This is a genomic window from Cryobacterium psychrophilum (assembly GCF_004365915.1).
Classification (GTDB): domain Bacteria; phylum Actinomycetota; class Actinomycetes; order Actinomycetales; family Microbacteriaceae; genus Cryobacterium; species Cryobacterium psychrophilum.
Genome location: NZ_SODI01000001.1, coordinates 2,208,667 through 2,233,347, shown reverse-complemented (window position 1 = coordinate 2,233,347; position 24,681 = coordinate 2,208,667). Strand labels below are relative to the sequence as shown.

Annotated in this window: 24 protein-coding genes and 1 tRNA gene; 5 read left to right on the top strand and 20 right to left on the bottom strand. The window is 66.7% G+C overall.

The window, feature by feature from the left end; all coding sequences use genetic code 11:
- Positions 1-67: 67 nt before the first annotated feature.
- Positions 68-1,780, top strand: coding sequence for a glycoside hydrolase family 13 protein (locus EDD25_RS10510; RefSeq protein ID WP_134173229.1), 1,713 nt, complete (start codon positions 68-70; stop codon positions 1,778-1,780).
- 191 nt (positions 1,781-1,971) lie between these two features.
- On the opposite strand, the gene EDD25_RS18195 is transcribed toward EDD25_RS10510, so the two are convergent.
- The 3 genes from EDD25_RS18195 to EDD25_RS10495 form a co-directional block, all read right to left on the bottom strand.
- Entirely contained in the window at positions 1,972-3,180 is a 1,209-nt protein-coding gene (locus EDD25_RS18195; RefSeq protein WP_166671268.1) for a peptidoglycan DD-metalloendopeptidase family protein, read from the bottom strand.
- A gap of 174 nt (positions 3,181-3,354) precedes the next feature.
- Complete coding sequence (locus EDD25_RS10500) at positions 3,355-4,185, bottom strand: inositol monophosphatase family protein (RefSeq protein WP_134173227.1); 831 nt, start codon at positions 4,183-4,185, stop codon at positions 3,355-3,357.
- 81 nt (positions 4,186-4,266) lie between these two features.
- Positions 4,267-4,348 (bottom strand) — tRNA-Tyr (locus EDD25_RS10495).
- 155 nt (positions 4,349-4,503) lie between these two features.
- Here EDD25_RS10495 and EDD25_RS10490 point away from each other — a divergent pair.
- Entirely contained in the window at positions 4,504-5,586 is a 1,083-nt protein-coding gene (locus EDD25_RS10490; protein ID WP_134173226.1) for a LacI family DNA-binding transcriptional regulator, read from the top strand.
- A gap of 4 nt (positions 5,587-5,590) precedes the next feature.
- On the top strand, positions 5,591-6,079 hold the full coding sequence (locus tag EDD25_RS10485) for a YajQ family cyclic di-GMP-binding protein (protein WP_134173225.1): 489 nt from the start codon (positions 5,591-5,593) through the stop codon (positions 6,077-6,079).
- A 39-nt stretch (positions 6,080-6,118) separates the two neighbouring features.
- On the opposite strand, the gene EDD25_RS10480 is transcribed toward EDD25_RS10485, so the two are convergent.
- The 12 genes from EDD25_RS10480 to EDD25_RS10425 form a co-directional block, all read right to left on the bottom strand.
- Entirely contained in the window at positions 6,119-6,988 is an 870-nt protein-coding gene (locus EDD25_RS10480) for a type II secretion system F family protein (protein ID WP_134173224.1), read from the bottom strand.
- A 9-nt stretch (positions 6,989-6,997) separates the two neighbouring features.
- On the bottom strand, positions 6,998-7,954 hold the full coding sequence (locus tag EDD25_RS10475; protein ID WP_166671267.1) for a type II secretion system F family protein: 957 nt from the start codon (positions 7,952-7,954) through the stop codon (positions 6,998-7,000).
- Positions 7,951-9,429 (bottom strand): TadA family conjugal transfer-associated ATPase, encoded by a 1,479-nt coding sequence (locus EDD25_RS10470; protein WP_134173223.1) that lies wholly within the window; start codon positions 9,427-9,429, stop codon positions 7,951-7,953. The genes EDD25_RS10475 and EDD25_RS10470 overlap by 4 nt, the downstream gene beginning before the upstream one ends.
- Positions 9,426-10,421 carry a CpaE/TadZ family protein gene (locus tag EDD25_RS10465; protein WP_134173222.1) on the bottom strand — a complete coding sequence of 332 codons (996 nt, stop codon included), beginning with the start codon at positions 10,419-10,421 and terminating at the stop codon, positions 9,426-9,428. Before EDD25_RS10465 ends, EDD25_RS10470 begins: the two co-directional genes overlap by 4 nt.
- Complete coding sequence (cpaB, locus tag EDD25_RS10460; protein WP_134173221.1) at positions 10,418-11,155, bottom strand: Flp pilus assembly protein CpaB; 738 nt, start codon at positions 11,153-11,155, stop codon at positions 10,418-10,420. The genes EDD25_RS10465 and cpaB overlap by 4 nt, the downstream gene beginning before the upstream one ends.
- 8 nt (positions 11,156-11,163) lie before the next feature.
- A complete protein-coding gene (locus EDD25_RS10455; protein ID WP_134173220.1) occupies positions 11,164-12,153 on the bottom strand; it encodes a pilus assembly protein TadG-related protein in 990 nt (329 codons plus the stop codon).
- The gene (locus tag EDD25_RS10450; protein WP_134173219.1) at positions 12,141-12,533 is read right to left on the bottom strand and encodes a TadE/TadG family type IV pilus assembly protein; all 393 of its coding nucleotides are present in this window, start codon (positions 12,531-12,533) and stop codon (positions 12,141-12,143) included. The genes EDD25_RS10455 and EDD25_RS10450 overlap by 13 nt, the downstream gene beginning before the upstream one ends.
- Positions 12,534-12,644: 111 nt before the next feature.
- Positions 12,645-12,824, bottom strand: a complete 180-nt coding sequence (locus EDD25_RS10445; protein WP_134173218.1) for a Flp family type IVb pilin — start codon at positions 12,822-12,824, stop codon at positions 12,645-12,647.
- Between the two features lie 232 nt (positions 12,825-13,056).
- Positions 13,057-13,689 (bottom strand): prepilin peptidase, encoded by a 633-nt coding sequence (locus EDD25_RS10440; protein ID WP_134173217.1) that lies wholly within the window; start codon positions 13,687-13,689, stop codon positions 13,057-13,059.
- A 6-nt stretch (positions 13,690-13,695) separates the two neighbouring features.
- A complete protein-coding gene (locus tag EDD25_RS10435; RefSeq protein WP_134173216.1) occupies positions 13,696-15,081 on the bottom strand; it encodes an FAD-dependent oxidoreductase in 1,386 nt (461 codons plus the stop codon).
- Between the two features lie 10 nt (positions 15,082-15,091).
- A complete protein-coding gene (locus EDD25_RS10430; RefSeq protein WP_134173215.1) occupies positions 15,092-16,162 on the bottom strand; it encodes a polyprenyl synthetase family protein in 1,071 nt (356 codons plus the stop codon).
- A gap of 31 nt (positions 16,163-16,193) precedes the next feature.
- Positions 16,194-16,943 carry a class I SAM-dependent methyltransferase gene (locus EDD25_RS10425; protein ID WP_241986387.1) on the bottom strand — a complete coding sequence of 250 codons (750 nt, stop codon included), beginning with the start codon at positions 16,941-16,943 and terminating at the stop codon, positions 16,194-16,196.
- 64 nt (positions 16,944-17,007) lie between these two features.
- Here EDD25_RS10425 and EDD25_RS10420 point away from each other — a divergent pair, with 64 nt between their 5' ends.
- A complete protein-coding gene (locus tag EDD25_RS10420; protein WP_241986386.1) occupies positions 17,008-18,240 on the top strand; it encodes an isochorismate synthase in 1,233 nt (410 codons plus the stop codon).
- Positions 18,241-18,273: 33 nt separating this feature from the next.
- Here EDD25_RS10420 and menD read toward each other — a convergent pair whose 3' ends face one another.
- Together menD and EDD25_RS10410 are read right to left on the bottom strand one after the other, a co-directional pair.
- Positions 18,274-20,199 (bottom strand): 2-succinyl-5-enolpyruvyl-6-hydroxy-3-cyclohexene-1-carboxylic-acid synthase, encoded by a 1,926-nt coding sequence (gene menD / locus EDD25_RS10415; protein WP_134173214.1) that lies wholly within the window; start codon positions 20,197-20,199, stop codon positions 18,274-18,276.
- A gap of 23 nt (positions 20,200-20,222) precedes the next feature.
- Entirely contained in the window at positions 20,223-20,618 is a 396-nt protein-coding gene (locus tag EDD25_RS10410; RefSeq protein ID WP_134173213.1) for a PLD nuclease N-terminal domain-containing protein, read from the bottom strand.
- Between the two features lie 163 nt (positions 20,619-20,781).
- Between EDD25_RS10410 and EDD25_RS10405 the strand changes: the two genes are divergently transcribed.
- Positions 20,782-21,117, top strand: a complete 336-nt coding sequence (locus EDD25_RS10405; protein WP_134173212.1) for a DUF4229 domain-containing protein — start codon at positions 20,782-20,784, stop codon at positions 21,115-21,117.
- Between the two features lie 155 nt (positions 21,118-21,272).
- On the opposite strand, the gene EDD25_RS10400 is transcribed toward EDD25_RS10405, so the two are convergent.
- From EDD25_RS10400 to EDD25_RS10390, 3 genes are all read right to left on the bottom strand, one after another.
- Positions 21,273-22,340 carry a 1,4-dihydroxy-2-naphthoate polyprenyltransferase gene (locus EDD25_RS10400; protein WP_134173211.1) on the bottom strand — a complete coding sequence of 356 codons (1,068 nt, stop codon included), beginning with the start codon at positions 22,338-22,340 and terminating at the stop codon, positions 21,273-21,275.
- A gap of 81 nt (positions 22,341-22,421) precedes the next feature.
- The gene (locus tag EDD25_RS10395) at positions 22,422-23,591 is read right to left on the bottom strand and encodes an AMP-binding protein (RefSeq protein WP_241986385.1); all 1,170 of its coding nucleotides are present in this window, start codon (positions 23,589-23,591) and stop codon (positions 22,422-22,424) included.
- A 16-nt stretch (positions 23,592-23,607) separates the two neighbouring features.
- The gene (locus EDD25_RS10390) at positions 23,608-24,519 is read right to left on the bottom strand and encodes a 1,4-dihydroxy-2-naphthoyl-CoA synthase (RefSeq protein ID WP_134173210.1); all 912 of its coding nucleotides are present in this window, start codon (positions 24,517-24,519) and stop codon (positions 23,608-23,610) included.
- Between the last annotated feature and the right edge of the window lie 162 nt (positions 24,520-24,681).

The window sequence follows — 24,681 nt, the reverse complement described above, 5'->3', positions numbered from 1 at the left end:
CGTCAGCAGGCCTTTCCGAGTCGATGTAAGCGCTTACACGTGCGGTTCGATGACATAGCATTAAGCAATGACAGGCACAGTAGTTTCAGACCCCGCCGTGATCGGCTCCACGACGGTGGGCAGCGAATGGTGGCGCACCGCGGTGATCTACCAGATCTACCCGCGGTCCTTCGCCGACGGTAATGGCGACGGCATGGGTGACCTCGCTGGCATCCAGCGGCGCCTCCCCCAACTGCGCGACCTCGGCATCGACGCCGTCTGGCTCTCGCCTTTCTACACGTCTCCGCAACGCGATGCCGGCTACGACGTTGCCGACTACTGTGACGTCGACCCCCTCTTCGGCACGCTCGACGACTTCGACGCCATGCAGAACGCGGCGCATGAGCTCGGCATCCGCGTGATCATCGACATTGTCCCCAATCACTCGTCGAGCGATCATGCCTGGTTTCAGGCCGCGCTCGCCTCGGCGCCTGACAGCCCCGCACGTGGTCGGTACATTTTCCGCGACGGACAGGGTGACAGCGGCGAGCTACCCCCGAACAACTGGGAATCCGTCTTCGGCGGACGCGCATGGACCCGTATTGTTGAAGCCGACGGCACCTCCGGCCAGTGGTATCTTCACCTGTTCGACAGCACCCAGCCGGATCTGCACTGGGACAACCCGTGGGTGCGCGAGCAGTTCCGGTCGGTGCTGCGATTCTGGCTCGACCGGGGCGTCGACGGCTTTCGGGTGGACGTTGCCCACGGAATGATTAAGGCCGCCGGGCTTCCCGACTACACGCCACCCGCCGAGGGCGGCAGCATGGGCGGCGGCTCCGCCACGCTCGAGCCCGGCATCAGCGTCGAACCGCCCGCGACGCCGCCATTCTGGGCACAGGACGGCGTGCACGAGATCTACCGCGACTGGCACACGGTGCTCGCCGAGTATCCGGGCGACCGTGTGCTCGCCGCGGAAGCATGGGTCGACCCGCTCACCGAGGTGGCCAAATGGGTGCGACCAGACGAGATGCACCAGGCCTTCAACTTCGCGTACCTCGAGACCCCCTGGAACGCGCCCCGGTTGCGTCGCGTTATCGATGATTCCCTCGCCGCCTTCAGCGCCGTCGGCGCCCCGAGCACGTGGGTTCTTTCCAACCACGATGTCGTTCGCCACGCGTCTCGTCTTGCCCTGGGCGCCGAGAACCTGCAGGGCCACGGCATCGGGCCCAAGACGGCTGGCCTGCCGGACACGGCCGTTGGCCTGCGACGCGCTCGCGCGGCGTCTGCGCTCATGCTCGCCCTGCCGGGTTCGAGCTACATCTATCAGGGGGAGGAACTTGGCCTGCCAGAGGTTATTGACCTCCCCGATTCGGCGCGGGAAGACCCCACCTGGTTCCGCACCGAGGGTGAACGGTACGGTCGAGACGGATGCCGTGTGCCGATCCCGTGGGAATCCACCGCGCCCTCCTATGGTTTCGGCGCATCGGGCGCGAGCTGGCTGCCCCAACCGGATGCCTGGGCTGAACTCGCGCGGGACCAGCAGCAGGGCACACCCGGCTCCACCCTTGAGCTCTACACGCTCGCTCTCCGCCTGCGCCGCGCTCACGCCCTCGGTCTCGGCTCGGTGAAGTGGCTGCCCGGGTTCCCCGAGGAGGTCGTGGCGTTCCGTTCCGGAGACGTGACGGTCGTTGCCAACACGAGTGCGGCATCCGTGCCCCTGCCGGATGGCGACGTCATTCTGACGAGCGAACCCCTGACGGCCCGCACACTGCCGGGAGACACGACCGTCTGGCTGCGCTGACCCGCGCCAGTGTTTCACCGGGTGCATGCCAGTGCACTCGGTGAGACGCGCATCCGGCCGGCTTGGGCCGGCCGAAGTCCGACCAGGCCAAACGTTGAAGAGTGAGCCGCGAGCGGCCGCGTCAACGCTCGGTCGTGTGGGCGCTAGTTCGTGTGGGCGCTCGGTCGTGTGGGCGCTAGTTCGTGTGGGCGCTAGTTCGTGTGGGCGTAGAGCCACTTGAGCGGGTCCACCTTGGTGCCGCCTTTGCCACCCTCGCGGATCTCGAAGTGCAGGTGCGGACCGGTCGACATTCCGGTACTGCCGGTCTTGCCGATGACCTGGCCCACCTTGACGACGTCACCCTTCTGGAAGTTCATCGAGCCGTGGATCATGTGCGCGTAGACGCTCGACACGAGCTTGCCGTCGATCATGTGGTCAATGACCATGTGCACGCCGAGGCTGCCTTCACCGTCTTGGGCGAGGCTGACCACGCCATCCGCTATCGCCTGGATGGGGGCGCCGACGCCCGGGTTGAAGTCCTGGCCTCCGTGGTTCGCGGAGCAGCCGGCGCAGTTACGCGGGCCCTTCTGGTCACCAATGTGCACACCAACGGCAAAGGGCCACTGGATCGTGCCGTTGGGGTTGTTGGTGAAGGTCGCTTCCATTCGAATACCGCTCGCGGCAGCGACCTCCGCGATGGTGCTTGACGAGTAACCGTCGCGTTCCACCGTGATGGTATCGCCGCCGGCGATATCGAGTGTCTGCACGCCCTCCATGCTGGGACGCGAGGCGGCCTGAGCGGATGCCCGCACCTCGGCCGTCGACAGCAACGCTTGCGCGGGCAGCGAGGTCGAGACGGCCATCAGGGCTACAAACCCCATGGCGGCGACGGTCATGCTCGTCGTCGCGAACTTGCGCATGCGGTCACTCACGGGCTGGGCCCGCGGTGCGATGCGCGGAGGCGTCGTGGCGGGAACAAAGCGACCCCTCGGGGCGAAGGCCCCTGTCGCAGCGCCAGACTCCGCGCTGGCCGCGACCTCCGTGCGCGCCCGCTTCGGACCAGCCGTGCGGGCCTCGGCGTCGCGGCGGAGCTGCGAGCGCGTGGGAATCGGAATCGACATTGTCGACGTCGGCGCATCGGACAGGAGCAGGCTCGTGTGCGATTCACGTTCTTCATCGGCAGCGGGGGCCGCAATGACCCGATCGGACTCAGTGACGATGGCGACAACGAGGCTGGGCTCGGCCAGCTCGTTCACGATGACGGACTCGGTGGCCGCGGTCAGTTCTGCGTCGGCGCTGGGAACGATGCCTGCCGGAACGTCGACGGGCTCGGCTTCGGCGGCGGCCCGGCGTTCACGCTCGCGCAACTCGCGGCGAGTGAGGGGAAGAGCGGGGTCTGTGGTGTCACTCGAGTCAGGCACGAGGGCAGCTGACGGGGAGGAGTGACGTGACAAAGGGGCTCTTTCTGTGCGGCGGACTGGCATCCGTTGCTCGTCTTAGCCGCAATGGAATGTAACGAATCGGTCAAGGCTAACCCGCGCAGCCCCAAAAGGCACGCTCAGACTCCGAGTACACCCCCCGAACCGCCGGACACATCACGACGATTCCTGATCTAACCGGGTGAAAAGCTGTTCTAGGAGTGGCACAAACTGATCGTAGAGGTCTGGGGCGGCGGCGACCAGCAGGTCGATTCCCTCGGTGTTCTTGCCGAAAGCCCCCACACGGGCACCTGCCTCCCGCGCAATGAGAGCACCCGCCGCGTGGTCCCACGGGTGCAGACCGCGCTCGTAGTACACGTCCAGGCGGCCGGCCGCCACCGAGCACAGGTCCAGCGCCGCGGCACCCATTCGTCGAATGTCCCGCACCTCGCCAATGAGTCCCTGCACGACGGCGGCCTGCCACAGTCGCCGCTTCGCCGCATACCCAAAGCCGGTTCCCGCGAGCGCGAGCGATAGCGGCACGCCGGTGTTCACGGCGAGGCGGCGCTCGCCCAGAAACGCACCTTGGCCAGCTGCCGCCGTGTAGACCTCCCCGATTGCCGGGTTCACGACGACCCCGGCAAGCGTGTTCCATGTCGCCGGTTTCGGGTCGCCCTCCACGACGGCGATGCTGATCGCGTAGTGCGGAATTCCATAGAGATAGTTGACGGTGCCGTCGATCGGGTCGACGACCCAGGTGAGTCCGGTTGAACCGTCGGTGGCCTCCGATTCCTCCCCGTAAAAGCCATCACCCGGCCGCGCCGCCGCGAGCCTGGCGCGGATGAGGGCCTCGACCTCCCGGTCGGCGTTCGTCACCACGTCTTCCGGTGACGACTTGGACGCCGCAATCTGTACGCCCTCCGCGCGGCGACGATGCGCAAGCTCCCCGGCCTCGAGCGCGGTGCGTCGGGCAATGGCGAGCAGGTCTGATGTCACGGCGGCAGTCATGCCTCCACGCTACGTGACGCGCCAGGCGCATCCGCTTAAAAAGAAGCAGGCCCGGATTTCTCCGGGCCTGCTGGTTTGCTGTGGCGAGTGCGAGGTTCGAACTCACGAAGGCTACGCCGTCTGATTTACAGTCAGATCCCTTTGGCCGCTTGGGTAACTCGCCAGCTGCTTTCGACCGGGCAAATTTCACCTAATCGAACGTGCTGAATCAGAATACAAGACGAAGTGCCCCAGCGTGAAATCAGCGCGCAGGAATCGGTGGGATTCACGCCTCGATAAGATCAAACACCCGCACTTCTCCCATTCGATAAGGAACCCATGGCCGGAATCGAAGACGTCGCCCGTCTGGCAGGCGTGTCGACCGCCACCGTCTCGCGCACGCTGAGCGGCAGGGGACCGGTCAAACCGGCCACCCGGCTCAAGGTCGAGGCTGCGGCCGGTGAGCTCGGCTACGTAGTGTCGGCGAGCGCATCGAGCCTCGCTTCCGGTCGCACCAAGAACATCGGTGTTGTCGTCCCGTTCCTCGGCAGCTGGTTCTTCTCGAGCGTCGTGGAGGGAGCGCAACGGGCCCTCCTCCGCAACGGCTACGACCTCACCCTCTATAACCTTTCCGGCGGCGGAGACGAGCGGGCCAGCGTCTTCGAGCATTTTCTCCTTCGACAGCGACTGGATGCTGTCATCGCCGTCTCGCTTGAGCTCACCGAACATGAGGTCGACCGTTTACACGCTGTGGGAAAGCCGATCGTCGGCGTCGGCGTCGGCGGCCCCAGCAATGGTGTGCGCACCCTCACGATCGACGACGCGGCCGTCGCCCGCCGAGCCACGGAGCATCTGCTGGCGCTCGGACACACCCGCATCGGCCATGTCGGTGGCAGCAAGGAGCTCGACCTCGACTTTCACCTGCCGACGAACCGGCGACTCGGCTACGAGGGAGCCCTCGAAGCGGCCGAGATCGCCGTGTCGGTAGACCTGTTCGAGCCGGCGAACTTCACCATGCGCGGAGGCTACCAGGCCACGCGCCGGCTGCTTGAGCGTGACGACGGACGCCCGAGCGCCATTTTCGCCGCCTCCGACGAGATGGCGATCGGGTGCATCCTCGCGGCGAGGGACCTCGGGCTCTCGGTACCCCACGACGTGTCGGTCATCGGCATTGACGACCACAATCTCGCCGACTTCTTCGGCCTCACGACCATGGCGCAGTTCCCGCAGGCCCAGGGGGAGAAAGCGGTGGATATCTTGATGGAGCAGCTACACCCCCGACCGCACGAACCCGGCGACCTCAATCTCCCGATGCCATTCGAGCTCATTACGCGCTCCAGCACCGCGCCCCCGCGAGCTGAATCGGCGTACCGCGGCGCCGGGGATCTCTCCCGGCACCGCGGTACCGGCCCGGTACGATAGAGCCATGGCAGATTCTACGTTCGACATCGTTAGCAAGGTCGACCCGATGGAGGTCGACAACGCCCTCAACCAGGCGCACAAAGAGGTCGCCCAGCGGTATGACTTCAAGAATGTGGGTGCCTCGATCGCGATGAGCGGCGAGAAGGTCCTCATGAAGGCCAACACGGAGGAGCGCGTCAAGGCCATCCTCGAAGTGTTCGAGTCCAAGCTCATCAAGCGTGGTATTTCCCTGCGCAGCCTCGACGCGGGTGAGCCATTCGCCTCCGGCAAGGAATACCGCATAGAAACCACGATGAAGGCCGGTATCGACCAGGAGAACGCGAAGAAGATCGGCAAGATCATCCGCGACGAGGGCCCGAAGGGCGTCAAGAGCCAGATCCAGGGCGACGAGCTGCGCGTGAGTTCCAAGAGCCGCGATGACCTGCAGTCGGTGATGGCGCTGCTCAAGGGCAAAGACCTTGATGTGGCGCTGCAGTTCGTCAACTTCCGCTAGCCGCCCGCATCCGGGGTCTCCCGTCGGTGCAGCGGAAGGTTAGGAGAACGCCTTGACCATGCTGAGCACGGCCGGGGTGAGCAGCACGATGAACAGCACCGGCAGGATGCAGAAGATGAGCGGGAAGAGCACCTTGACGGGCACCTTCATGGCCTTCTCCTCGGCGCGCTGACGGCGTCGAAGGCGCATTTCCCCGGCCTGTACCCGGAGCACGTCCGCGATCGCGATGCCGTAGGTGTCCGCCTGGATGACCGAACGGGTGAACCGGCGCAAATCCGACGACGAGGTTCGATCGCCCAGCGACTGGTAGGCGTGCGTGCGAGTGCGCCCGATGCTCATGTCCTGCAGGGTACGGATGAACTCCTCCGCGAGGGGGCCCTTGCCGTTCGTCGCCGCCTTGGCCATGGCCGCCTCAAAACCGAGGCCGGCCTCCACGGCGATCGTCATCTGGTCGAGGGTGTCGGCCAGGGCGTTCTGCATCTGCTCCTGCCGTTCCTGCCCGCGGCTGACAAGCAAGAGGTCGGGAACGAAGAAACACAGCAGCACGAGCAGGATGCCGAGCACAAATCGAGTCGGAACCGGGTCCCCGCTGATCCAGAGCAGCGCCAGGAGCGCACCGGCCGTGCCGGCCAGGGGCTTGGCGATGAGGATCTTGTCTATGGTCCAGGCGGGTGGCCGCCCGGCGAGCGCGAGCCGCCGATCGAGCATCCCGAGGTACCCGCGGGGGGCCAGCTCACGCATCCCCCAACGGCGTTGGACGCGCACGGAGCCCGGCGCGGCGAACCGCGGAGACGAGTCGCCAATCTCCGCGACCGGCTGGGCAGCGCGGCCGCCGACGAGGATGCCGATGAGGGTCGCAAACCCGCCGGCGACGGCGAGCGAGGCGAGGACTGCAATGAGTGAGGGCATCGGGTTCTCCTAGAACTTCACTTTGACGACGGCCATCATCCACAATGAGCCGCCGATGAGCAGGATGGCCGCGACGATGAGGGCGGCTATTCCCCAGATACTGCTGAAGAATCCGGCGAAGTAGTTCGGCTGGGTGAGCAGCAGGAAGGTGAAGACCCCGACCGGCAGGAGAATCAGCACCCAGGCGGACAGCTTGCCTTCGGCAGCCAGCGCCTTCACCTGGCGACGGATCTCGTTGCGTTCCCGGATGGTGTGGCCCACCTGGTCGAGCACTTCGGAGAGGTTGCCGCCGACCTCACGGTTGATGGCGATCGCCTGCGCAACCCAGCGAAAGTCCTCGCTCCCCATCCGGGTGGCGGTGTTGTCGAGGGCGTCGCCCAGGTCACGCCCGATGCGAGTCTCGTTCACGATCCGGGCCAGTTCGTCGGCCGTCGGCGACGGCGTCTCCTGGGACGCAGCATCGACCGCCCGCAGGAGGCTGTGGCCGGCTCGCAGACCGCCGGCCAGAAGAGCAAGCGATTCGTCGAGTTGCTCCGCGAATTTCGCGCGACGCTGCCGGGCACGCACGCCGAGCAGCACCTTTGCCCCGATCGGCCCGACCGCGGCGAAAGTCACCATCAGCGGCACGGCCCAGGGTGTGCCGGTGCCCAGCACCAGCCCGGCCAGAGCCAGGACGGTCGAGGCCGACAGCACCATGAGTATGAAACCGGACGGCTGCATCCGGATGCTGGCCTGTTCCAGTTCCTCTGCGGTGAACGGCGCCCGTCCGCGACGGTGGAGCGCCCCGTCGATCGTCTCGACCACACGGTCGGTCACCCGGGTGAGGGTCGACGTGTCCACCGTGCCCGGCGCGCGGCGGCGCTCGATCGGCACCCTGGGGCGGGGCGGTGCGATCACAAGGAAGAGGAGCACGAACAGCGCGATGAGCGCGGCGGCGACGCCGACGTAGAGCATGACGGGGGTCATCGCTTATCCCGGGTGACGAGGTTGGCCTGGAACACGCTCGGAGACAGCGGAATTCCCAGGTCCCGGAACTTATCGGCGAATCGTGGCCGCACCCCGGTCGCCACGGCGTGGCCCCGCAGGCGTCCGGTATCGTCGACGCCGGCACTGTAGTCGAACACGAAGGCGTCCTGGAGGGTGACGATGTCGCCCTCCATGCCCTGCACCTCGGTCACATGCGTCACCCGGCGGGTGCCGTCACTGAGCCGAGTGATCTGCACGATCACGTCGATCGCAGAGGCGATCTGTTCACGAATCGCACGCAGGGGCAGGTCCATGCCGGCCATTAGCACGAGAGTCTCCAGCCGTGCGATCGCGTCGCGAGGCGAGTTCGAGTGCACCGTGGAGATGGAGCCCTCGTGGCCGGTGTTCATCGCCTGCAGCATGTCGAGGCTCTCTCCCCCGCGGCACTCGCCGATCACGATCCGGTCCGGCCGCATCCGGAGGGAGTTGCGCACGAGGTCACGGATGGTGATCTCGCCTTTGCCCTCGATGTTCGCCGGCCGGGATTCCAGCCGGATGACGTGGTCCTGCTGCAGTTGCAGCTCCACCGCGTCCTCGATAGTGATGATGCGCTCATCGGGCGGGATGTAACTGGACAGCACGTTCAGCAGCGTGGTCTTGCCGGTTCCGGTTCCGCCGGAGACGATGATGTTGAGCTTGGCCTTCACGCAGGCGTCCAGCACCTGGGCCATTTCGGCGCTGAGGGTGCCGAAGTCGATCAGGTCCTTCACGGTGAGGGGTTCGCGCGCGAACTTGCGAATCGTCAGCGACGATCCGTCGACCGCGAGCGGCGGGATGATCGCGTTCACCCGCGAGCCGTCGGCGAGGCGGGCGTCCACCAGGGGCGACGACTCGTCGATGCGGCGCCCGACTTTCGCCACGATCCGTTCGATCACCCGTCGCAGCTGCGCCTCGCTGGTGAAACGAGCGTCGCTGAGGCTGAGGTGCCCGGCCCGCTCGACGAAGATCTGCTGGTGACCGTTGACCATGATCTCGGTCACCGCCACGTCGGCGAGCAGCGCCTCCAGCGGGCCGAAGCCGAGCACGTCGGCCCCGATCTCCGCGATCAGCCTGGTGCGCTCCTCGGGACTGAGGGGAACCTGCTCGGCCGCGACGATATTGCCGAGTTCGGCCCTGGCATACGAATGCAGTTGCTCCTCGCTCAGGCTCGCGTCGTTCAGCCGCGTTCCGATCCGGACGAAAAGCTCCTGCGCGGCCCGTTCCTTGAGTTCCGCGAGGGGGTCGACCACTGGCGCGGGCGCCGGGGCGGGCACCTGTGCGTCGGCCACCGGAGCGGGCGCGGCAGCCCGATCCTCATCTCCGAGCCACGCCTCCTCCGTCATCCTCGCCACAGAGGGAAGGACCGGGACTTTCTTGTCCAGGCGATGCAGTGGTCCGTCGCGGCGTGCCGCATCCACTCGGTCAGTCAGTTTCATGCGACAACCACCCTTCGATGCAAGCGACCGCGTTTAAGTGACGCGCTGGGGTCGAACCGGCGCACCAGCTCCGTGAGAGCCGCTGATGCGGGATTTCTGTTTCCGTCCTGAAGCAGCGGGATGCCGCGGTTCGTGGACAGCGTGACCACGCTCGATCGGGGCACGGCGATGTCCACCGGCACCCCGATCGTCGCCTCTATGTCACGCACGCTCAGTCCGCTCACCCGGTCGGCGAAATTCAGCACCACATGACGGGACTGCGGCATGAGGCCGATGCCGGTGAGCACGGCAAGCTCCTTGCGCAGTCCTCGTGCGCTCGGTACCGACATCCCGCAGACGAATACGGCGTCGGTGGCGGACTCGAGCGCGGCCAGGGCATGCTCGCCCAGACCCGGTGCCGTGTCGATGATGACGAAGCGGAAGATCTCGGCGAGCTGGCGGATCAGGTGACTCAGCTGCTCGCCGGTGACCCGGTCGCCGTCGGCGGGCGAGTCCGAGCCGCACACGGTGTAATAACCGCCCGAGTGCGGGGTGAGATAGGCCTTGAGCACCATGGAGTCGTTGGCCGCGACCGCCGTGACGGCGTCCGGCAGGGAATGACCGGGAGTCAGCGACAGCGCCGTGGCCACGTCCCCGAACTGCACGTCAGCGTCGACGAGGACCACCGACAGTGGAGCCTGCTTGGCGAGGCCGACGGCCAGGTTCGTCGCGACGGTCGTCTTGCCGACGCCACCCTTGGCGGCCACCACCGCGATGATCTGGCGCGGGATGCCGGCAACCTCGCCCAGCGTGTCGATCGGCGGTGGAACGAAGGTCGGCGGTGCGCACGGGTCGTCGGCTGTCTCCCGGTTGTCGGTTGCGGCGTCGTCCTCCATTTCGGCGGCCGCCAGGGCCTCAAGGTCGGCGTCGAGGTCGGCGTCGCCGGGCACGGTGTCACGTTCCGGCCGTTCCAGTACCCCGTTGCGCCAGGGGCTCAGGCGTGGGCGGCTCATTGGAATACCGTGCTGCCGTCGACGACCGCTGAACCGGTCTCATCGGCGGTCTTGGGTTCGATGGTGAGCCACACGCTGCCGAATTCCTGGCCCCAGACCAGTTTCTGGATATCCGCGGTCGACCGGGCCAGGGTGACCATCACGGTGTCGAACGCCTCGCCGGCCACATCCGCGCCCTCGGCCGGCGGAGTGTTGGTTCCCTCTCGCACGGCCGTCACGAGCACCTTGTGGAAAACCTGTTGGCTGATCGGCGTTTCTGCGGCGCCGTCGGCGCCCTTGAGGGTCGCGGAAATCACGACGCCGACGGTGTCGCCCGGCTTGACCGTGCCGCCGACCACCTGCTCGACCGGAAGCGCGATGCTGACCGACTGCATTCCCTCCGGCAGAGCGACATCTCCGCTGGCGGCCCGCGTGGCGGGGGTCACCCAGCGCGACTCGAGCAGCTGCTCGCCGGGCATCAGCGCGGTGTCCGCCACCAGGCCATTCAGGTCGCTCAGCTTCGTCACCCGGCCCGGCACCGCGGCGAGGGCCGGGATCTGCTTCGCGGTGATGAAGTCGTTGATCGCGGCCGCCTCGGTGCCGGCCGGTATCTCGTCAACGACCAGGTAGACCGCCACGAACTCGGCGCCGTTGGCAGCTCGCGCGTCAGCGCTGTTCACATAGCCGGTGAGCACGACGGTGCCAACGACGGCCAGAACGACCGCGAGGATCGCGCCAATGAGTCGGGTTTTCATGAGATCTCCTAGTTTGAAAGTCTGACGATGGATGCGCCGAGGTCCGGGCCACCGAGAACGGCGGCTGCCGCTTCGACGGACACCCAACGATCGAAGTAGCCCTGGATACCGCGGCAATTGCCGTTGCACTTCGGGGCGGCGGGATCAATGTTGACCTGCGGGAAGGTATGGCCACCGGAGAGCTTCCATCCGGTGACGGTGAATGCGGCGAAGGCGTACAGATGGTACGAGGCCGCCTGCCCCTGAGTCACTTCCGTACCGCTCGGGTTGTAGGCCCGGTCGAAAATAGGAACCAGAATTGTCGTGCCCTGCAGATTGGTCAGCGTGTCATCGCAGATGCCCGGGTACGAGTTGCCCGGTTCGCTCGGCGCACGCGCCACGAGCAGGTCGATGGCCGCCTCACACTCGTTATCGACCCGGTCGAGCCAGCCGAATCCACCGGGGATGGGGTGCCCGTCCGGGGTCGTGCAGTTCGGGTTCTGGTCGTAGCGGAGCAACTGGAGGGTTCCGTCCAGCGCGGGCCGAAACTCACAGAGCGAGATGGCGAGCGGAAGCACGATCATGCTCGCCCGCGGCGCGCCCCACTCGGCGGTTGCCGCCGCGTGAACGGTCGTCGAATCGACACCGATGAACCGCGCGAACGGGTGGCTGATAGCGTCCGCATTGGTGCCGGCCACCCGAGTGCTCGAGGTGACGGTCACGCTGTTGCTGGTCGGGAAGGTGGGGGTGAGGACGCTGGCGGCCCCGTCGTTGGCGTTCGCGTTGGCGAATGTGGCGGCTCGGCCCCCGGGGCTGGTGCAGACGCCGTCAGCAGCGCAGCCCTGGGCAATGGCGAGTGCGGCCGCGTCCGCTCCGTTCTGGAGCTGGCCACGTTCGACGTAGAGGGCGCCGACGTCGAGCGCGATTGCCGCGAAGCCGAGAAGCGGGACCAACAGGATGGCCACCAGCACGGCGCTCGCGCCGCGTTCCTGGTGCAAACGGGCAGTTATCCACCGCATAGCATGACTCCCTTGCCGGTCAGAGGCAGCGTCGGACCGAAGTATCCGGTCATCAGGTGCACGTCGTAATGAATGGTCACGGTCACGGTCGAGCCGGCCGCGCAATCGGTGGGGCTGACGGTGACATTTCCTGCGGTGAGTGCCGGGCTGGTGACAGAGGGGGCAGCGAGACTGGCCGCCGACCTGGCCTGAACCGGATTGTTGTGGATGGCCATCGTCCTGGCGCCTTCACGGGCCGCGTTGCTCAGGGAGATCTGCACGTTGTAGACCCGGCTGAACTCGATCACACCGAGCACGAGCAGCAGGAGTACGGGGAGGATGAGTGCGAATTCCACGGCGGCTGCGCCGCGTTCGCCCCGTTGATTGCGAAGACGCATCATGTGAAATGGCCCTTCGGGTGGCTGTCAAAACGAAAATGCAGGGAGGGCGAGTGGTGCGGCGGTGGCTTCCGGATTCCGGAAGCGACCGCCGGCACTCGAGCGGCCGATTGGCTACAGCTTGCCGGCGACGCCGGTGAACATGGTTGTCAGGTTTGTGCCAATCAGGGCCACCGCGGTGATGATGACCACGGCGATGAGTGACACCATGAGGCCGTACTCCACCGCGGTGGCGCCGTCTTCTTCGTCGCGCAGGCTGTTGATTCGGGCCAGGATCTGAGTGTAGAACTTCATCTCGGGTTTTCCGTTCTGTGTAGGCCGGCCTGGGCGGCCGAGCGAATAACCACAAAGTAGGTGCCCCGAGCACGCCGCGGCTACTCCCCAGAAAGAGTCCCCCTTTACTTGGGGGTGGTAGAGGGCTGCATGTTCACTGTATGTTCGTTGGGAGCAGCGATGGCACGTGCTCGCGACGTGGGTGTGTCACGAGTGTGGCCCTCATCGTTGGGGTGAACCGGGGGGGGAGATTTCAGGCCAAGAGCACGCCCAGGAAGGCGCCCGCGAGCATGGAGGGCCCGAAGGGGATGGAGCCCCGCAGAGTCACCCGGCGGGCCGCCAGCGCCACCAGTGCCACGAGACTGCCGACCAGGAAACCTCCGAGGGAGCCAACGAGAAGCGGCGTCCAGCCCAGGTACCCAAGAGCCAGACCGATCACTGCGGCGAGTTTCACGTCACCCATCCCGATGCCGGCAGGCGAGATCAGGGCGAGCACGAAATAGAACACGAACAGGCTGGCGCCGCCGATGCAGGCTCCGAGCAGGGCCGGCCACGACCCCGTGGCCGCCGCCGCGAGGGTCAGCAGCACGGGCAGCACGAGCAGTGAGGGGTAGACCAGGGCATTCGGCAGCCGCTTCTCGGCGAGGTCCACGACGCTGAGCACCACGGCGATGAAGGACAGGTACAGGTAGGCGGGCAGTTCCCAGCCGGCTCCGAACACCCAGACCACCAGCGCGATCAGCACTCCCGTGGCTGCGACGGCGACGACGAGCACGGGCGGCGAGAAGCGGCGACGGATGCGCAGCATCCGTTCGGCGATGCGCACGAGCGGCACCCCGAGCGCGCTGCCGAACAGTCCGGCGACGATCGCCACCCAGGGGGCCACGCGGCTTCAGCCCTCGCCGCGGGAGATCTCGACCATCTCGTCACGGGGAACGACCTTCACGCGCGTGCGCCCCGCTGCCTCACCGAGCGCGATTTCGTGCAGGTCGAGGTTGCGCCACCCGTCGAGCCCGGTGTACTGCACGCCGCGCTCGTCGAGCAGGGCCACAATGCTCTCCTCCGATGGCGACTCCGGGTACCACCAGTTACCGAGGTCGTTGATCAGGTGGCGGATGGTTTCCATCGCATCAGATTTGGTGTGGCCAATCAGTCCCACCGGTCCGCGCTTGATCCACCCGGTGACGTAGACGCCGTACATCTGTTGGTTGAAGAGCCCGCCGGTGCCGGCCTCGGGGTCGCGTCGCAGCACCTGGCCCTCCCTGTTGGGAATAACGCCACGCTTCTTGTCGAAGGGCACGTCCTTGAGCTCTGAGCCGAAGTAGCCCACCGCCCGGTACACGGCCTGCACCGGGATCTCGCGTATTTCTCCGGTGCCCACCACGCCGCCGGCGCCGTCGCTCCTCGTGCGCTCCCAACGAAACCCGCCAACCCGACCACTGCCATCGTCGACGACCTCAACCGGCTTGGAGAAGAAGTGCAGGTGCAGTCGTCGACTTGCGCTGCCGGTCTCACGTTGACGCCACTGTTGCAGGGTCTTGTCGATGACGAAGACCTGCTTGTTGCTGGCCACAGCGTCGCGCGCGGCGTCGTCGTAGTCGAAGTCCTCGTCGTACACGATCATGTCCACGTCACGCAGCTGACCGATCTCGCGCAGTTCGAGCGGAGTGAACTTCACTGAGGTGGGCCCCCGACGCCCGAAGATGTGCACGTCGGTCACCGGCGACGCCTGGAGTCCCGCATGGACGTTTTCCGGGATCTCCGTGGAGAGCAGGTCCTCGGCGTGCTTCACGAGCATGCGGGACACGTCGAGCGCCACGTTGCCGTTGCCGATCACGGCGATCTCCGTGCCCTCCAGGGGCCAGGTGCGTGGCACGTCGGGGTGCCCGTCGAACCAGCTCACGAACTCGGCGGCGCCGTAGGACCCGTTCAGGTGCATTCCCGGAATGTTCAAATCGGCGTCCTGGGTGGCGCCGGTCGCGAAGATCACCGCGTTGTAGTGCTTCTTGAGGTCAGCAAGGGTCACGTCCACGCCGAAGCGGACGTTGCCGAAAATGCGAATGTCACCGCTGTCGAGCACCCCGCGCAGGGCGTTGATGATGCCCTTGATGCGTGGGTGATCCGGCGCAACCCCGTAACGCACGAGCCCGTAGGGTGCCGGCAGGTGGTCGAAGAGGTCAATGGAAACCTCGAAGTTGCGTTCCGCTTTCAACAGGATGTCTGCGGCGTAGATGCCCGCGGGTCCTGCCCCGACGATGGCCAATCGTAATTTGGTCACTGAGGCCTTTCTAACTTGATCGCTCGACGATGGTATCGGCGAACCGGGTGAGCGCCTTCTTGACCGGCCCGGTGGGCAGCGGCGAGAGGGCGGCAACGGCGTCACGGGCCCACGAATGCGCCTCGGCCAGGGTTTCGGCGGTCACGGGATGCTCCCGCAACGCGGTAATGGCTGAGTCGGCGGCCTCCGTCGCCACGCTGTTGCTCGCCATCACATCGCGCTCGAGTCGGGCGAGGAGCGCGGCGTCGGCGTCATTCGTCCTGGCTCGTTCGCGCAGGCGCAGCAGCGGCAGCGTCGCAACTCCGGCGCGCAGGTCGGTACCAGGGACCTTGCCGGTTTCCTTCGGCTGGGGCGAGAGGTCGAGCACATCGTCGATCAGCTGGAAGGCCACACCGATCTTCTCGCCAAAGGAGACGACGGGCTGCTCGTACTCGGCTGGTGCGTTCGAGAACACGATTCCGGCCTGCGCCGCCGCGGCGATGAGCGAACCGGTCTTGTCGCCCAGCACGCCGATGTAGTGCTCCACCGGGTCTTCCTCGGCACGAGGCCCAACGGTCTCGCGGAACTGCCCCATGACGAGACGTTCAAAAGTGGCGGCCTGCAAGCGGATGGCGCGTTCACCCAGGCGCGCCATGAGCTGGCTCGCCCGGGCGAAGAGCAGGTCCCCCGTCAGGATGGCAATGGAATTGCCCCAGACAGCCTGGGCGCTCGGCACTCCGCGTCGTTTGTCCGCATCGTCCATCACGTCATCGTGGTACAGCGAGGCAAGGTGGGTGAGCTCGATCGCGCCGGCAGCCGTGACCACCTCGGGAACGGCGCCGTCGCCGAGGTGCGCGGTCAGCAGGGCGAGCATGGGGCGCACCCGTTTGCCGCCCGCGTTGAACAGGTAGCGACTCGTCGCGTTGGCGATGTCGTTGGCATAGACGAGCTCAGCAATGAGCGACGCCTCTACCTCTTCGATTCCCTGGTCGATGTTTGCGGCCAGGCCACGATCGGCAGCCGTGGCGAAAATGCGCTCGCTCAGGCCGAGCTGGCTCGTCACGGAGGGGCTGCGCCGCACCACAGGGGTTCTAGGTTTCACTGTTTCGGCCTAACGAATGGGGAGAAAGAACTCAGGACGCGGTTTCGGCCGCGGCCAGCCCGATGGCGGGCGATTCCAGAATGGGCTTGATACCGCGGTGCAGGGCAACAATACCGAGGGTGAGGTTGCGGTACGCAACGCCCTCATAACCCACGTCGCGGAGCCAGCCGCTGAGCGTGGCCTGCGCGGGCCAGGCCGCGATCGATTCGCCGAGGTAGTCATACGCTTCGGCGTTGGACGAGGCGAGCCGCACGATCGCGGGCATGACGTGGTTCAGGTAGGCGAAGTAGCCGACGCGAATAGGCGTCGCCGGAGGCGTTGAGAACTCACAGATGACGATGCGCCCACCCGGCTTGGTCACCCGGTAGAACTCATCGAGCGCCTTCTGCGGGAGCACCACATTGCGCAGGCCGAAGCTGATCGTGACGGCGTCGAACTCACCGTCCTCGAACGGGAGGGCCGTGGCATCCGCCTGCACGAATTCAATGTTGGGATTGTCGGCGTGACGCTCGCGGCCGACGTCGATCATTCCGGCGGAGAAGTCGGCGGCCACGACGTGTGCGCCCGTGCGTGCGAGGGCCGCACTCGACGTGCCCGTTCCCGCGGCGATGTCGAGGATGCGTTCCCCGGCCCGCGGGGCGACGGCGCGTGTGGTGGCGACGCGCCACAGTGTCGCGTTGCCCATCGACAGCACGGCGTTGGTGCGGTCGTAGTGCGCGGCGACCTCATCGAACATGGCAGCCACCTGCGCGGGGCGTTTGTTCAGGTCTGCTCTATTCACCACACCAGTCTAGGTTGCACAGGCGTGAGCCGGATGGACACACGGGCGGGCGTAGTCTAATCAGGTGAATGTTCAGGCGCTAACGGTCGAAACCTCCCCAATTGCCGATATCCGCCAATTGGTCCTGCTCCTCGACCAACGTCAACCGCTCCTATGGATGCGCCGCAACCAGGGTCTCGCGGGTATCGGCTCCGCGTTGCGGCTGGAATTTTCGGGCCCCAACCGCATGACGGATGCTGCGAGCGCGTGGCAGGCGGTGGTCGCCGCCGCGACGGTGACCGACCCGCTGCAGCGCACCGGCACCGGGCTGCTCGCGTTCGGCGCGTTCGCCTTTGACGAGTCCTCCGCCCAGACCAGCGTGCTCATTGTACCCGAGGTCATTGTCGGGCGTGAGAACGGGCAGTGCTGGGTGACCCGCATCTGGCCCACCGGCGCCAGTGCACCGACGCATCCGCTTACCCTCGACCCGCTCGGCAACGAATACCGCATCAGGCTGCTCCCGGGGGCGCTACCGGCCGCCGAATATCGAACCGCCGTTGCCCAGGCCGTCGCCCGCATCGCGGAGCAGCCCCTCAACAAGGTGGTGCTGGCTCGCGACCTGGTGGGCCGCCTGCCCGAGGAATCTGACCTGCGCCGAGCAATCACCAAGCTCGCGCTCGGCTACCCGGACTGCTGGACCTATGCGGTGGATGGACTCGTGGGTTCCAGCCCCGAAACACTGATTCGAGCGGACCACGGTGACGTGAATGCGCGCGTGCTCGCCGGCACGATTTCCCGGGGGGTGGACGCTGTCTCCGACACCGAGGCTGCCCTCGCTCTCGCCACCTCGAACAAGGACGGCGACGAGCACGAGTTTGCGGTGCAGAGTGTGCTCAAGTCCCTTCGACCACACACCTCGGTGCTCACGTCGAGCGATATTCCGTTCACGGTGAAGCTGCCGAACCTGTGGCACCTGGCCACCGATGTGGAGGGCACGCTGAGCGACGGCTCAACCTCGCTGGACCTGATTGCCGCGCTGCACCCGACGGCGGCCGTTGCCGGTACACCCACGGAGAGCGCGCTGGACCTCATTCGCGAGCTCGAACCATTCGACCGCGGCCGGTATGCCGGCCCGGTGGGCTGGGTCGGAGCCGACGGAGACGGGGAATGGGCGATAGCCCTGCGCTGCGCCCAGGTGAGCAGCACGGGTGCCGTCACGGCATATGCCGGTTGTGGCATAGTTCTGGATTCCGATCCCGAGCGTGAACTTGCCGAGACGAAGATGAAGTTTCGTCCCATCGTGGAGGCCTTCGGTTAGTCCCGGTGCACGACCAGCTGGCCGATGTCGGCATCAGCGGGCCAGCGGAACCTCGACGATGCTCGGGCCGGCCGGCGCCCCGGTTAGGGCCTGCTCCAGGTCGCTGCGGGTGGCCGCAAGCGTGTACTCCCAACCAAACGCGCTCGCGAGGGCCGCGAGATCGACCGTGCGCGGCGTATAGAGCACTCGGGTGATCGCGTCGGCGGGTGCGGTGTCAGACACTTCGAGGCCGTCGAAGATGGTGCCGCCACCGTCGACCCCCACGATCACCTGAAGGCGAGGTGGGGTCTCCCCCTGGTCGAGCAGCAGCGAGCCCACGTCATGAAACAGGGTCAGGTCGCCCAGCAGCAGCCTCGTCACACCCACCGACGCCGGTTCGTCGCCGTCGAGGCCGCCCTGGCTTGCCAGTGCGATCCCCATCGCGGTCGACATGGTGCCGTCGATGCCGGCGAGTCCACGATTCGCGTGCACCGAAATCTTTTTGCCCGGAACCCGGCGGTCCGCCTCGCGAATCAGTCGGGAGGCGCCCAGAACGAGACGGTCATGCGGCCATGATGCCCGCCACACGGCGTCCACGAGCAGCGGTCGGGTGAGCGGGGCGCGCAGCGCAGCAAGTTCCGCTCGAGTGATGCCGCGTCGGTCCAGTGGCGTCGCCTCGCGTTCAACCTCGGCGGCGAGAAGCTGGCGACTCGTCATGACCCAGCGTCCCAACCATTCGCGCGCGGCGGAGGTCGACACAGCGTCCACGGATGCCGCATCCGCTTCAACGGCGCGAGCCAGTGTCTTCGCGGCGTGAGCCGGGTTGTACCACTCGGCGCCGGTCGGGGCCACGACAACGGTTTCCACGTCGAAGCGGCCGATGAGCGCCGGGACCTCACGACTGAGCGTGGGGTGACCGAATACGATTGCGCGCTCGATGCGGCCACCGAGGTCTTCGGCCCGAAGCAGTTCCCGGTACGTCACCACGAGGTTGGGGCCGAAGTGGGCGCCGCTCGATACTTCGGCGAGCAGGGGCCAACCGCCCGCGCGGGCGAAGGCCTCGGCAGCCGGGCCTGAACCGTGGCCGGCGATGACCACGGTACGCAGCCCCGGCGCGATCGACACCATGGCCAGCACGTCCGGTGCCCCGGGGTCACGGTCAGCCTCGGCGCGGGCTTCGGCTTCGGGGCCGTGCGATCCCTCGTCGTCGGACTCCGCGTTGCCCCATGCGGACCGGTCGTGCGCATTGTCACGGTCTTCCCTGGCCCTGTCACTCGTCATGTCGCTGTCGCTGTCGCTGCGAGCGCCCATGACGTCGGTGGCGCTGTCGGCGAGCACGGCGTCGTCGTCCCTGGCTCCCCTGCCCCGTGGGGCGGGAGAGCTGTCGGCGGCATCGATAAGCGTCACGGCCGCAGACAACGGCTCGCGAAAGGCGAGGTTGAGCTGCACGGGACCAGGGTTTCGGTTGTGACGCCCGGTGGCGGCATCCGTCGCCCGCAGAGCGAGCTCCCGCGCCACGGCGGCCTCGTCCGGTTCACCAGTGGGTGCCGGCACGTCCAGGCAGAGGTGAGCGGCCACCCCAAAGATGCCGGTCTGCACCGTTGTCTGGTTCGAACGGATTCCGCGCAGCTCACTTGGCCGGTCGGCGGTCAGCAGGATGAGCGGAACACCCGAGTGGTGCGCTTCGAGCACTGCCGGGTGCAGATTGGCCACGGCGGTGCCCGACGTCGTGATCACGAGCGCCGGACGGCCGGTCTCCACCGCGAGTCCGAGGGCAAGAAATCCCGCACCGCGCTCATCGATGCGCACATGCAGCCGAATCCGGCCGAGCCGCTCCAGCTCTGCGCAGGCGAGGGCGAGGGCCTGCGAACGGGCCCCGGGGCTCAGCACGACCTGACGCACACCGAGCCGCACGAATTCGGTCAGCAGAGCGAAACTAAAGTCGGTGGCCGGGCTCCCGCTCGGGAAAGATTCAGGCATGCAGGCAGACAGGTGCGACGCGATCAGCCGTCGCGGCGACCCGGCTGCTCGCCCTCGCCCGGTTCGGTGGTTTTATTGGGCTTGTCCGTGGTGTCGGGCTTGTCGAGGTCTGCAAGGTCTTCCTCAAGTCGACGGATGCGTTCGCGAGCGTCCTTGTCTACATTGAGCGACTTGAGAAAATCAGGGTCATCGTCGGGGGCGACAGTACGGAACGAGCGGCCGACCGGTGACCCCCCGCGCCCGCGCCCCACGAAGAGCCAGAGCAGCGGACCGATCAACGGCACAAGCACGATGACCATGATCCAAACCCAACGGGGAAGTCCACGCACCCGGCTTCGCTCGAACAGGGCACAATCCACGAGCGTGTACACGGTCAGGATGAGGACGGCCAGTCCGAGTCCGATCAGAAGCTTGGGCATATCCCAATTGTAAGCCGGTCGCCGAGATGGCGCGACGCCAGAAGGGCCGGACGGGTAGCTCAGCGGCCCCAACAGGGTCAGGTTCCGGTCGGCACTCGCGAGATGCCGCCGAAAGCTGTACGGACCGCAGCGTGCGTACAGTTGCGCATCCTATGCTGATGAGATGAAATCTGTACCGTCCTGGGTGTCGTATTCGGTCTATCGCGTGCTGTTGTTTGCCGCTCCGCTGGCCATTTTGCTGATCCTCGGGATCAAGGAATGGATTGCCGCGGTGGTTGCCGCGATCGTGGGCATGAGCCTGTCCTTCATATTCCTGCGCAAGCCCCGCGAAAACGTTGCACGTGACCTGTACGCGGCGCGTCACCGGGACCAGCCGCTCGTGCACGAAGACGCCGAACGTGAAGACGCGGCCCTGGACCGTTTGGAGGCAGGGCGGGCCGAGGAGCACGCTGACGCTGACGCGGGTGCTGCATCGACGCCGAGGGACACCGCGCAGTAGAAGAGCGCTCGAGCGGCCATCCGGCGACCGTCACGCCACCGACCGCGGCGCGTCAGGGCAGCCGTGCGATGACGATGGTGGCGTAGAGCGCGGCCGACTATACGCACGGTGTTGCGGCGTGTGCCCCTCAGCGGCGCGCTTGCCGGGGCTGTCGATCAGAGAGCGAAGGCCAGCCCCTGCAGCACGCCGTAGGCCAGGGCCGCCATGCTTGTGAGCTTGAGCACCAGGATGAGCTCGCCCGCCGTGCGTGCGGTCACGGTGATCATGCACGCCGGGAGCGCGAGCAGCAGCACGAACAGCGTGAGGAACCCCAGCGGGTAGAACAGTGAGAAGAACCCGGCGATCACGAACGGCAGCAGCAGGAACACGCAAAACGCCACCCGTGCCCACGTGGGACCGATCAGCACGGCGAGCGTGCGCTTGCCCGCTGCCTTGTCGGGAACGATGTCCCGCAGGTTGTTCACCATGAGCACGGCACAGGCTATGAGGCCGATGGCGACTCCGCTGAGCCAGCTTTCCGTGGGGACGCGGCCCACCTGCACAAAGGTCGTACCCATGGTGGCCACGAGCCCGAAGAACACGAAGACGAAGAGTTCCCCGAGGCCGAAGTAGCCGTAGGGCTTTGTGCCACCGGTGTACAGCCAGGCCGCGCCGATGGCGACAACGCCCACGAGCAACAGCCACCAGTACTGGGTGAGGATCACCAGCACGAGGCCGGCGAGCGCGGCAAGCCCGAAGAAGGCGAGCGCAACCGTGAGCACGGTGCGGGGCTTCGCCGCCCCGGCTCCCGTGAGCCGGGCGGGTCCGACCCTAAATTTGTCGGTGCCACGGATACCGTCGGAATAGTCGTTCGCGTAGTTCACACCGATTTGTAGGCACAGCGCCACGAGCAGCGCCAGAAGCGCCCGCACGGGGTGGTACTCACCGGGCTCACTCACAACAATGGCTGCGCCGGTGCCGAGGGCGACCGGCGCAATCGCGAGGGGAAGCGTACGCAGGCGGGCCCCGGAGATCCAGTCGGCGGCCGAGGCTGGCTTGACGGTGGCATGCCCCTTGCTCGCGGGGTTGTTGCGCTTGGCGGGGTTGCCGGACTTGCCCGCTGTCTTCGGCTTCGGCTTCGCGCCGGCGCCGGCACCGGCACCGGCACCGGTCGCGCCCGCCTTGCCGGTCGGGTTCGCCGGGGTCGCGGGGTGCTCGGCACCCTTGAGACCAGCAGGGTTCATTCGCTCTTGTCTGGGCCGCACGGGCCGCGCTCCATTTGCCACGTCCCCATATTATCGCCCGGCGAACAGCGGAGGGAGCGGTCAGGCGGGTGTGCCGTGCTCGGCCAACCACGCGGCGAGGGCGCGGCGGTCGGGCTTTCCTGACGCGAGCAACGGGATCGTCGGAACGATCGTGAACCGCGCCGGTCGCGCCGGTCGCCCCAGAGCCGCCGCGACGGCATGGGCAATACTCGGGAGGGGATCGGCGGTCGGGGCGCCTGCAGACACGACCACGGGCACCTGGCCCCACTCCGGGTCCTCAGCGCTCAGCACAACGGCGTCCATCAGGCCGGGCAGGGTACGCACGATCGCCTCAATGGCGTCGAGCGACACCTTCACCCCGCCCGAGATGATCACGTTGTCTGCGCGCCCGAGCACACGGACCTCTCCGGACACCCGGTCGACCTCGCCGAGGTCCCCGGTGGAATACCAGCGCACGCCGTGCACATCGATGAACCGTTCCGCGGTGCGGGCCGGTTCGTCGAGATAGCCTTCCGCGAGCACCGCGCCCGACAGCTCCAGCTGGCCGTCAACGACGCGCACCCGGGTGTTTCCGATGGGAATCCCGTTGTACACGCACCCGCCGCTCGTTTCGGAAGAACCGTACGTGCGCACGACGCGCAGCCCCAGGTCGGCGGCCCGCGTCATGATCTCCGGCCGAATCGCCTGGCCGCCCACGAGAATGGCCGTGAACCGGCGAAGCACAGCGAGCACCCGGGGATCGCCGGGCGCCGCCTCGAGCAGCCGTGCCAGCTGCACGGGAACGAGAGACACGTAGCGCAACGGCTCCGTCATTGTCTCGGCGTACACCGCGAAGTCCTGCGGTTCCACGTGCCCGTGCGGCAGCACCACGGGGGTCGTCTGCGCCGAAATCGAGCGCACGAGCACCTGCAGCCCGGCAACATAGTGCGTGGGCAGGGCGAGCAGCCACTGGCCGGGGCCACCGAGCGCGTCGGCCGAGGCCGCAGCGCTCGCGAGCAGCGCATCGGTGCTGAGCATCACGCGTTTGGGGGCATCCGTCGACCCCGACGTCTCAATCACCACGGCCACTCGGCGGGGAACCTCACGACCGAGCGCCGGCCCGGTGGCTGCCTCGATCGGCATCACAGCGTCACCTTGCGCCGTGAGCGCCTCGCGGACCAGGGCCATCAGTTCGAGCGGGGTCGGCGCCCCCGCCCCACTCACCGGAATCACACGGAGGTGCCTGGTCATGTCTGCGCCGCACCGCTCAATATTGCCAGGGGTAGGGCGCCCAGTCGGGCTCCCTCTTCTCGAGGAACGCATCACGCCCCTCAACGGCCTCGTCCGTGCCATAGGCCAGGCGCGTCGCTTCCCCGGCGAAGACCTGCTGCCCCACGAGCCCGTCGTCGACGGCGTTGAAGGCAAACTTGAGCATACGGATGGCGGTGGGCGACTTCGTCAGAATCTCCCGGCCCCAGTCGAGGGCCATGGCCTCAAGCTCGGCGTGCGGCACGACCGCGTTGATGGCTCCCATTTCGAGTGCTCGCTGGGCGGAGTATTCTCGCGCGAGGAAGAATACTTCCCTGGCGGCCTTCTGCCCCACCTGGCGGGCGAAGTACGCACTGCCGTAACCGGCGTCGAAGGATCCGACATCGGCATCCGTTTGCTTGAATTTACCGTGTTCGTCACTCGCGATGCTGAGATCGCAGACCACGTGCAGGGAATGCCCGCCGCCGGCCGCCCAGCCCGGGATTACGGCGATGACAACCTTGGGCATGAATCGGATGAGACGCTGCACCTCGAGGATGTGCAGGCGACCGCCACGGGCCTTGTCGATGCCCGCCGAGGTATCTCCGTCTGCGTACTTGTAGCCGTCGCGACCGCGTATGCGCTGGTCGCCGCCCGAGCAGAATGCCCAGCCGCCGTCCTTGGCACTCGGACCGTTTCCGGTGAGCAGGACGACGCCGATGCGCGAGTTGAGGCGGGCGTCTTCGAGCGCCGCGTACAGTTCATCGACCGTGTGCGGGCGGAACGCGTTGCGCACCTCCGGCCGGTTGAACGCGATCCGGGCGATACGCCCACTCACATCGTGGTGGTAGGTCACATCGGTGAGGGATTCGAAGCCGTCCACGTCGGTCCACTGGCTGGCATCAAAGATTTCGGACACCTGTTTTGTCATTCCGCCAGCCTACTTGGCCGGTGCATGAAGGGGCTCGTCTAGTGCCACGTACGAAAGTGAGAACTCCTCAAACCCAGAAGTCAACCCCTTGAAGGTCCTGATTTTCGTGGATGTAATTGAACCCTGCACACGACTGGTAGGGAGTGATGACCCAAATGGGCG

What these genes read in the sequence shown, in the direction of transcription:
- EDD25_RS10510 (WP_134173229.1), top strand. Translation starts at nt 68, where the DNA reads ATGACAGGCACAGTAGTTTCAGACCCCGCCGTGATCGGCTCCACGACG.
- EDD25_RS10500 (WP_134173227.1), bottom strand. Translation starts at nt 4,185, where the DNA reads ATGACTGCCGCCGTGACATCAGACCTGCTCGCCATTGCCCGACGCACC.
- EDD25_RS10490 (WP_134173226.1), top strand. Translation starts at nt 4,504, where the DNA reads ATGGCCGGAATCGAAGACGTCGCCCGTCTGGCAGGCGTGTCGACCGCC.
- EDD25_RS10485 (WP_134173225.1), top strand. Translation starts at nt 5,591, where the DNA reads ATGGCAGATTCTACGTTCGACATCGTTAGCAAGGTCGACCCGATGGAG.
- EDD25_RS10480 (WP_134173224.1), bottom strand. Translation starts at nt 6,988, where the DNA reads ATGCCCTCACTCATTGCAGTCCTCGCCTCGCTCGCCGTCGCCGGCGGG.
- EDD25_RS10475 (WP_166671267.1), bottom strand. Translation starts at nt 7,954, where the DNA reads ATGACCCCCGTCATGCTCTACGTCGGCGTCGCCGCCGCGCTCATCGCG.
- EDD25_RS10470 (WP_134173223.1), bottom strand. Translation starts at nt 9,429, where the DNA reads ATGAAACTGACTGACCGAGTGGATGCGGCACGCCGCGACGGACCACTG.
- EDD25_RS10465 (WP_134173222.1), bottom strand. Translation starts at nt 10,421, where the DNA reads ATGAGCCGCCCACGCCTGAGCCCCTGGCGCAACGGGGTACTGGAACGG.
- cpaB (WP_134173221.1), bottom strand. Translation starts at nt 11,155, where the DNA reads ATGAAAACCCGACTCATTGGCGCGATCCTCGCGGTCGTTCTGGCCGTC.
- EDD25_RS10455 (WP_134173220.1), bottom strand. Translation starts at nt 12,153, where the DNA reads ATGCGGTGGATAACTGCCCGTTTGCACCAGGAACGCGGCGCGAGCGCC.
- EDD25_RS10450 (WP_134173219.1), bottom strand. Translation starts at nt 12,533, where the DNA reads ATGATGCGTCTTCGCAATCAACGGGGCGAACGCGGCGCAGCCGCCGTG.
- EDD25_RS10445 (WP_134173218.1), bottom strand. Translation starts at nt 12,824, where the DNA reads ATGAAGTTCTACACTCAGATCCTGGCCCGAATCAACAGCCTGCGCGAC.
- menD (WP_134173214.1), bottom strand. Translation starts at nt 20,199, where the DNA reads ATGCCTGAATCTTTCCCGAGCGGGAGCCCGGCCACCGACTTTAGTTTC.
- EDD25_RS10410 (WP_134173213.1), bottom strand. Translation starts at nt 20,618, where the DNA reads ATGCCCAAGCTTCTGATCGGACTCGGACTGGCCGTCCTCATCCTGACC.
- EDD25_RS10405 (WP_134173212.1), top strand. Translation starts at nt 20,782, where the DNA reads ATGAAATCTGTACCGTCCTGGGTGTCGTATTCGGTCTATCGCGTGCTG.
- EDD25_RS10400 (WP_134173211.1), bottom strand. Translation starts at nt 22,340, where the DNA reads ATGAACCCTGCTGGTCTCAAGGGTGCCGAGCACCCCGCGACCCCGGCG.
- EDD25_RS10395 (WP_241986385.1), bottom strand. Translation starts at nt 23,591, where the DNA reads ATGACCAGGCACCTCCGTGTGATTCCGGTGAGTGGGGCGGGGGCGCCG.
- EDD25_RS10390 (WP_134173210.1), bottom strand. Translation starts at nt 24,519, where the DNA reads ATGACAAAACAGGTGTCCGAAATCTTTGATGCCAGCCAGTGGACCGAC.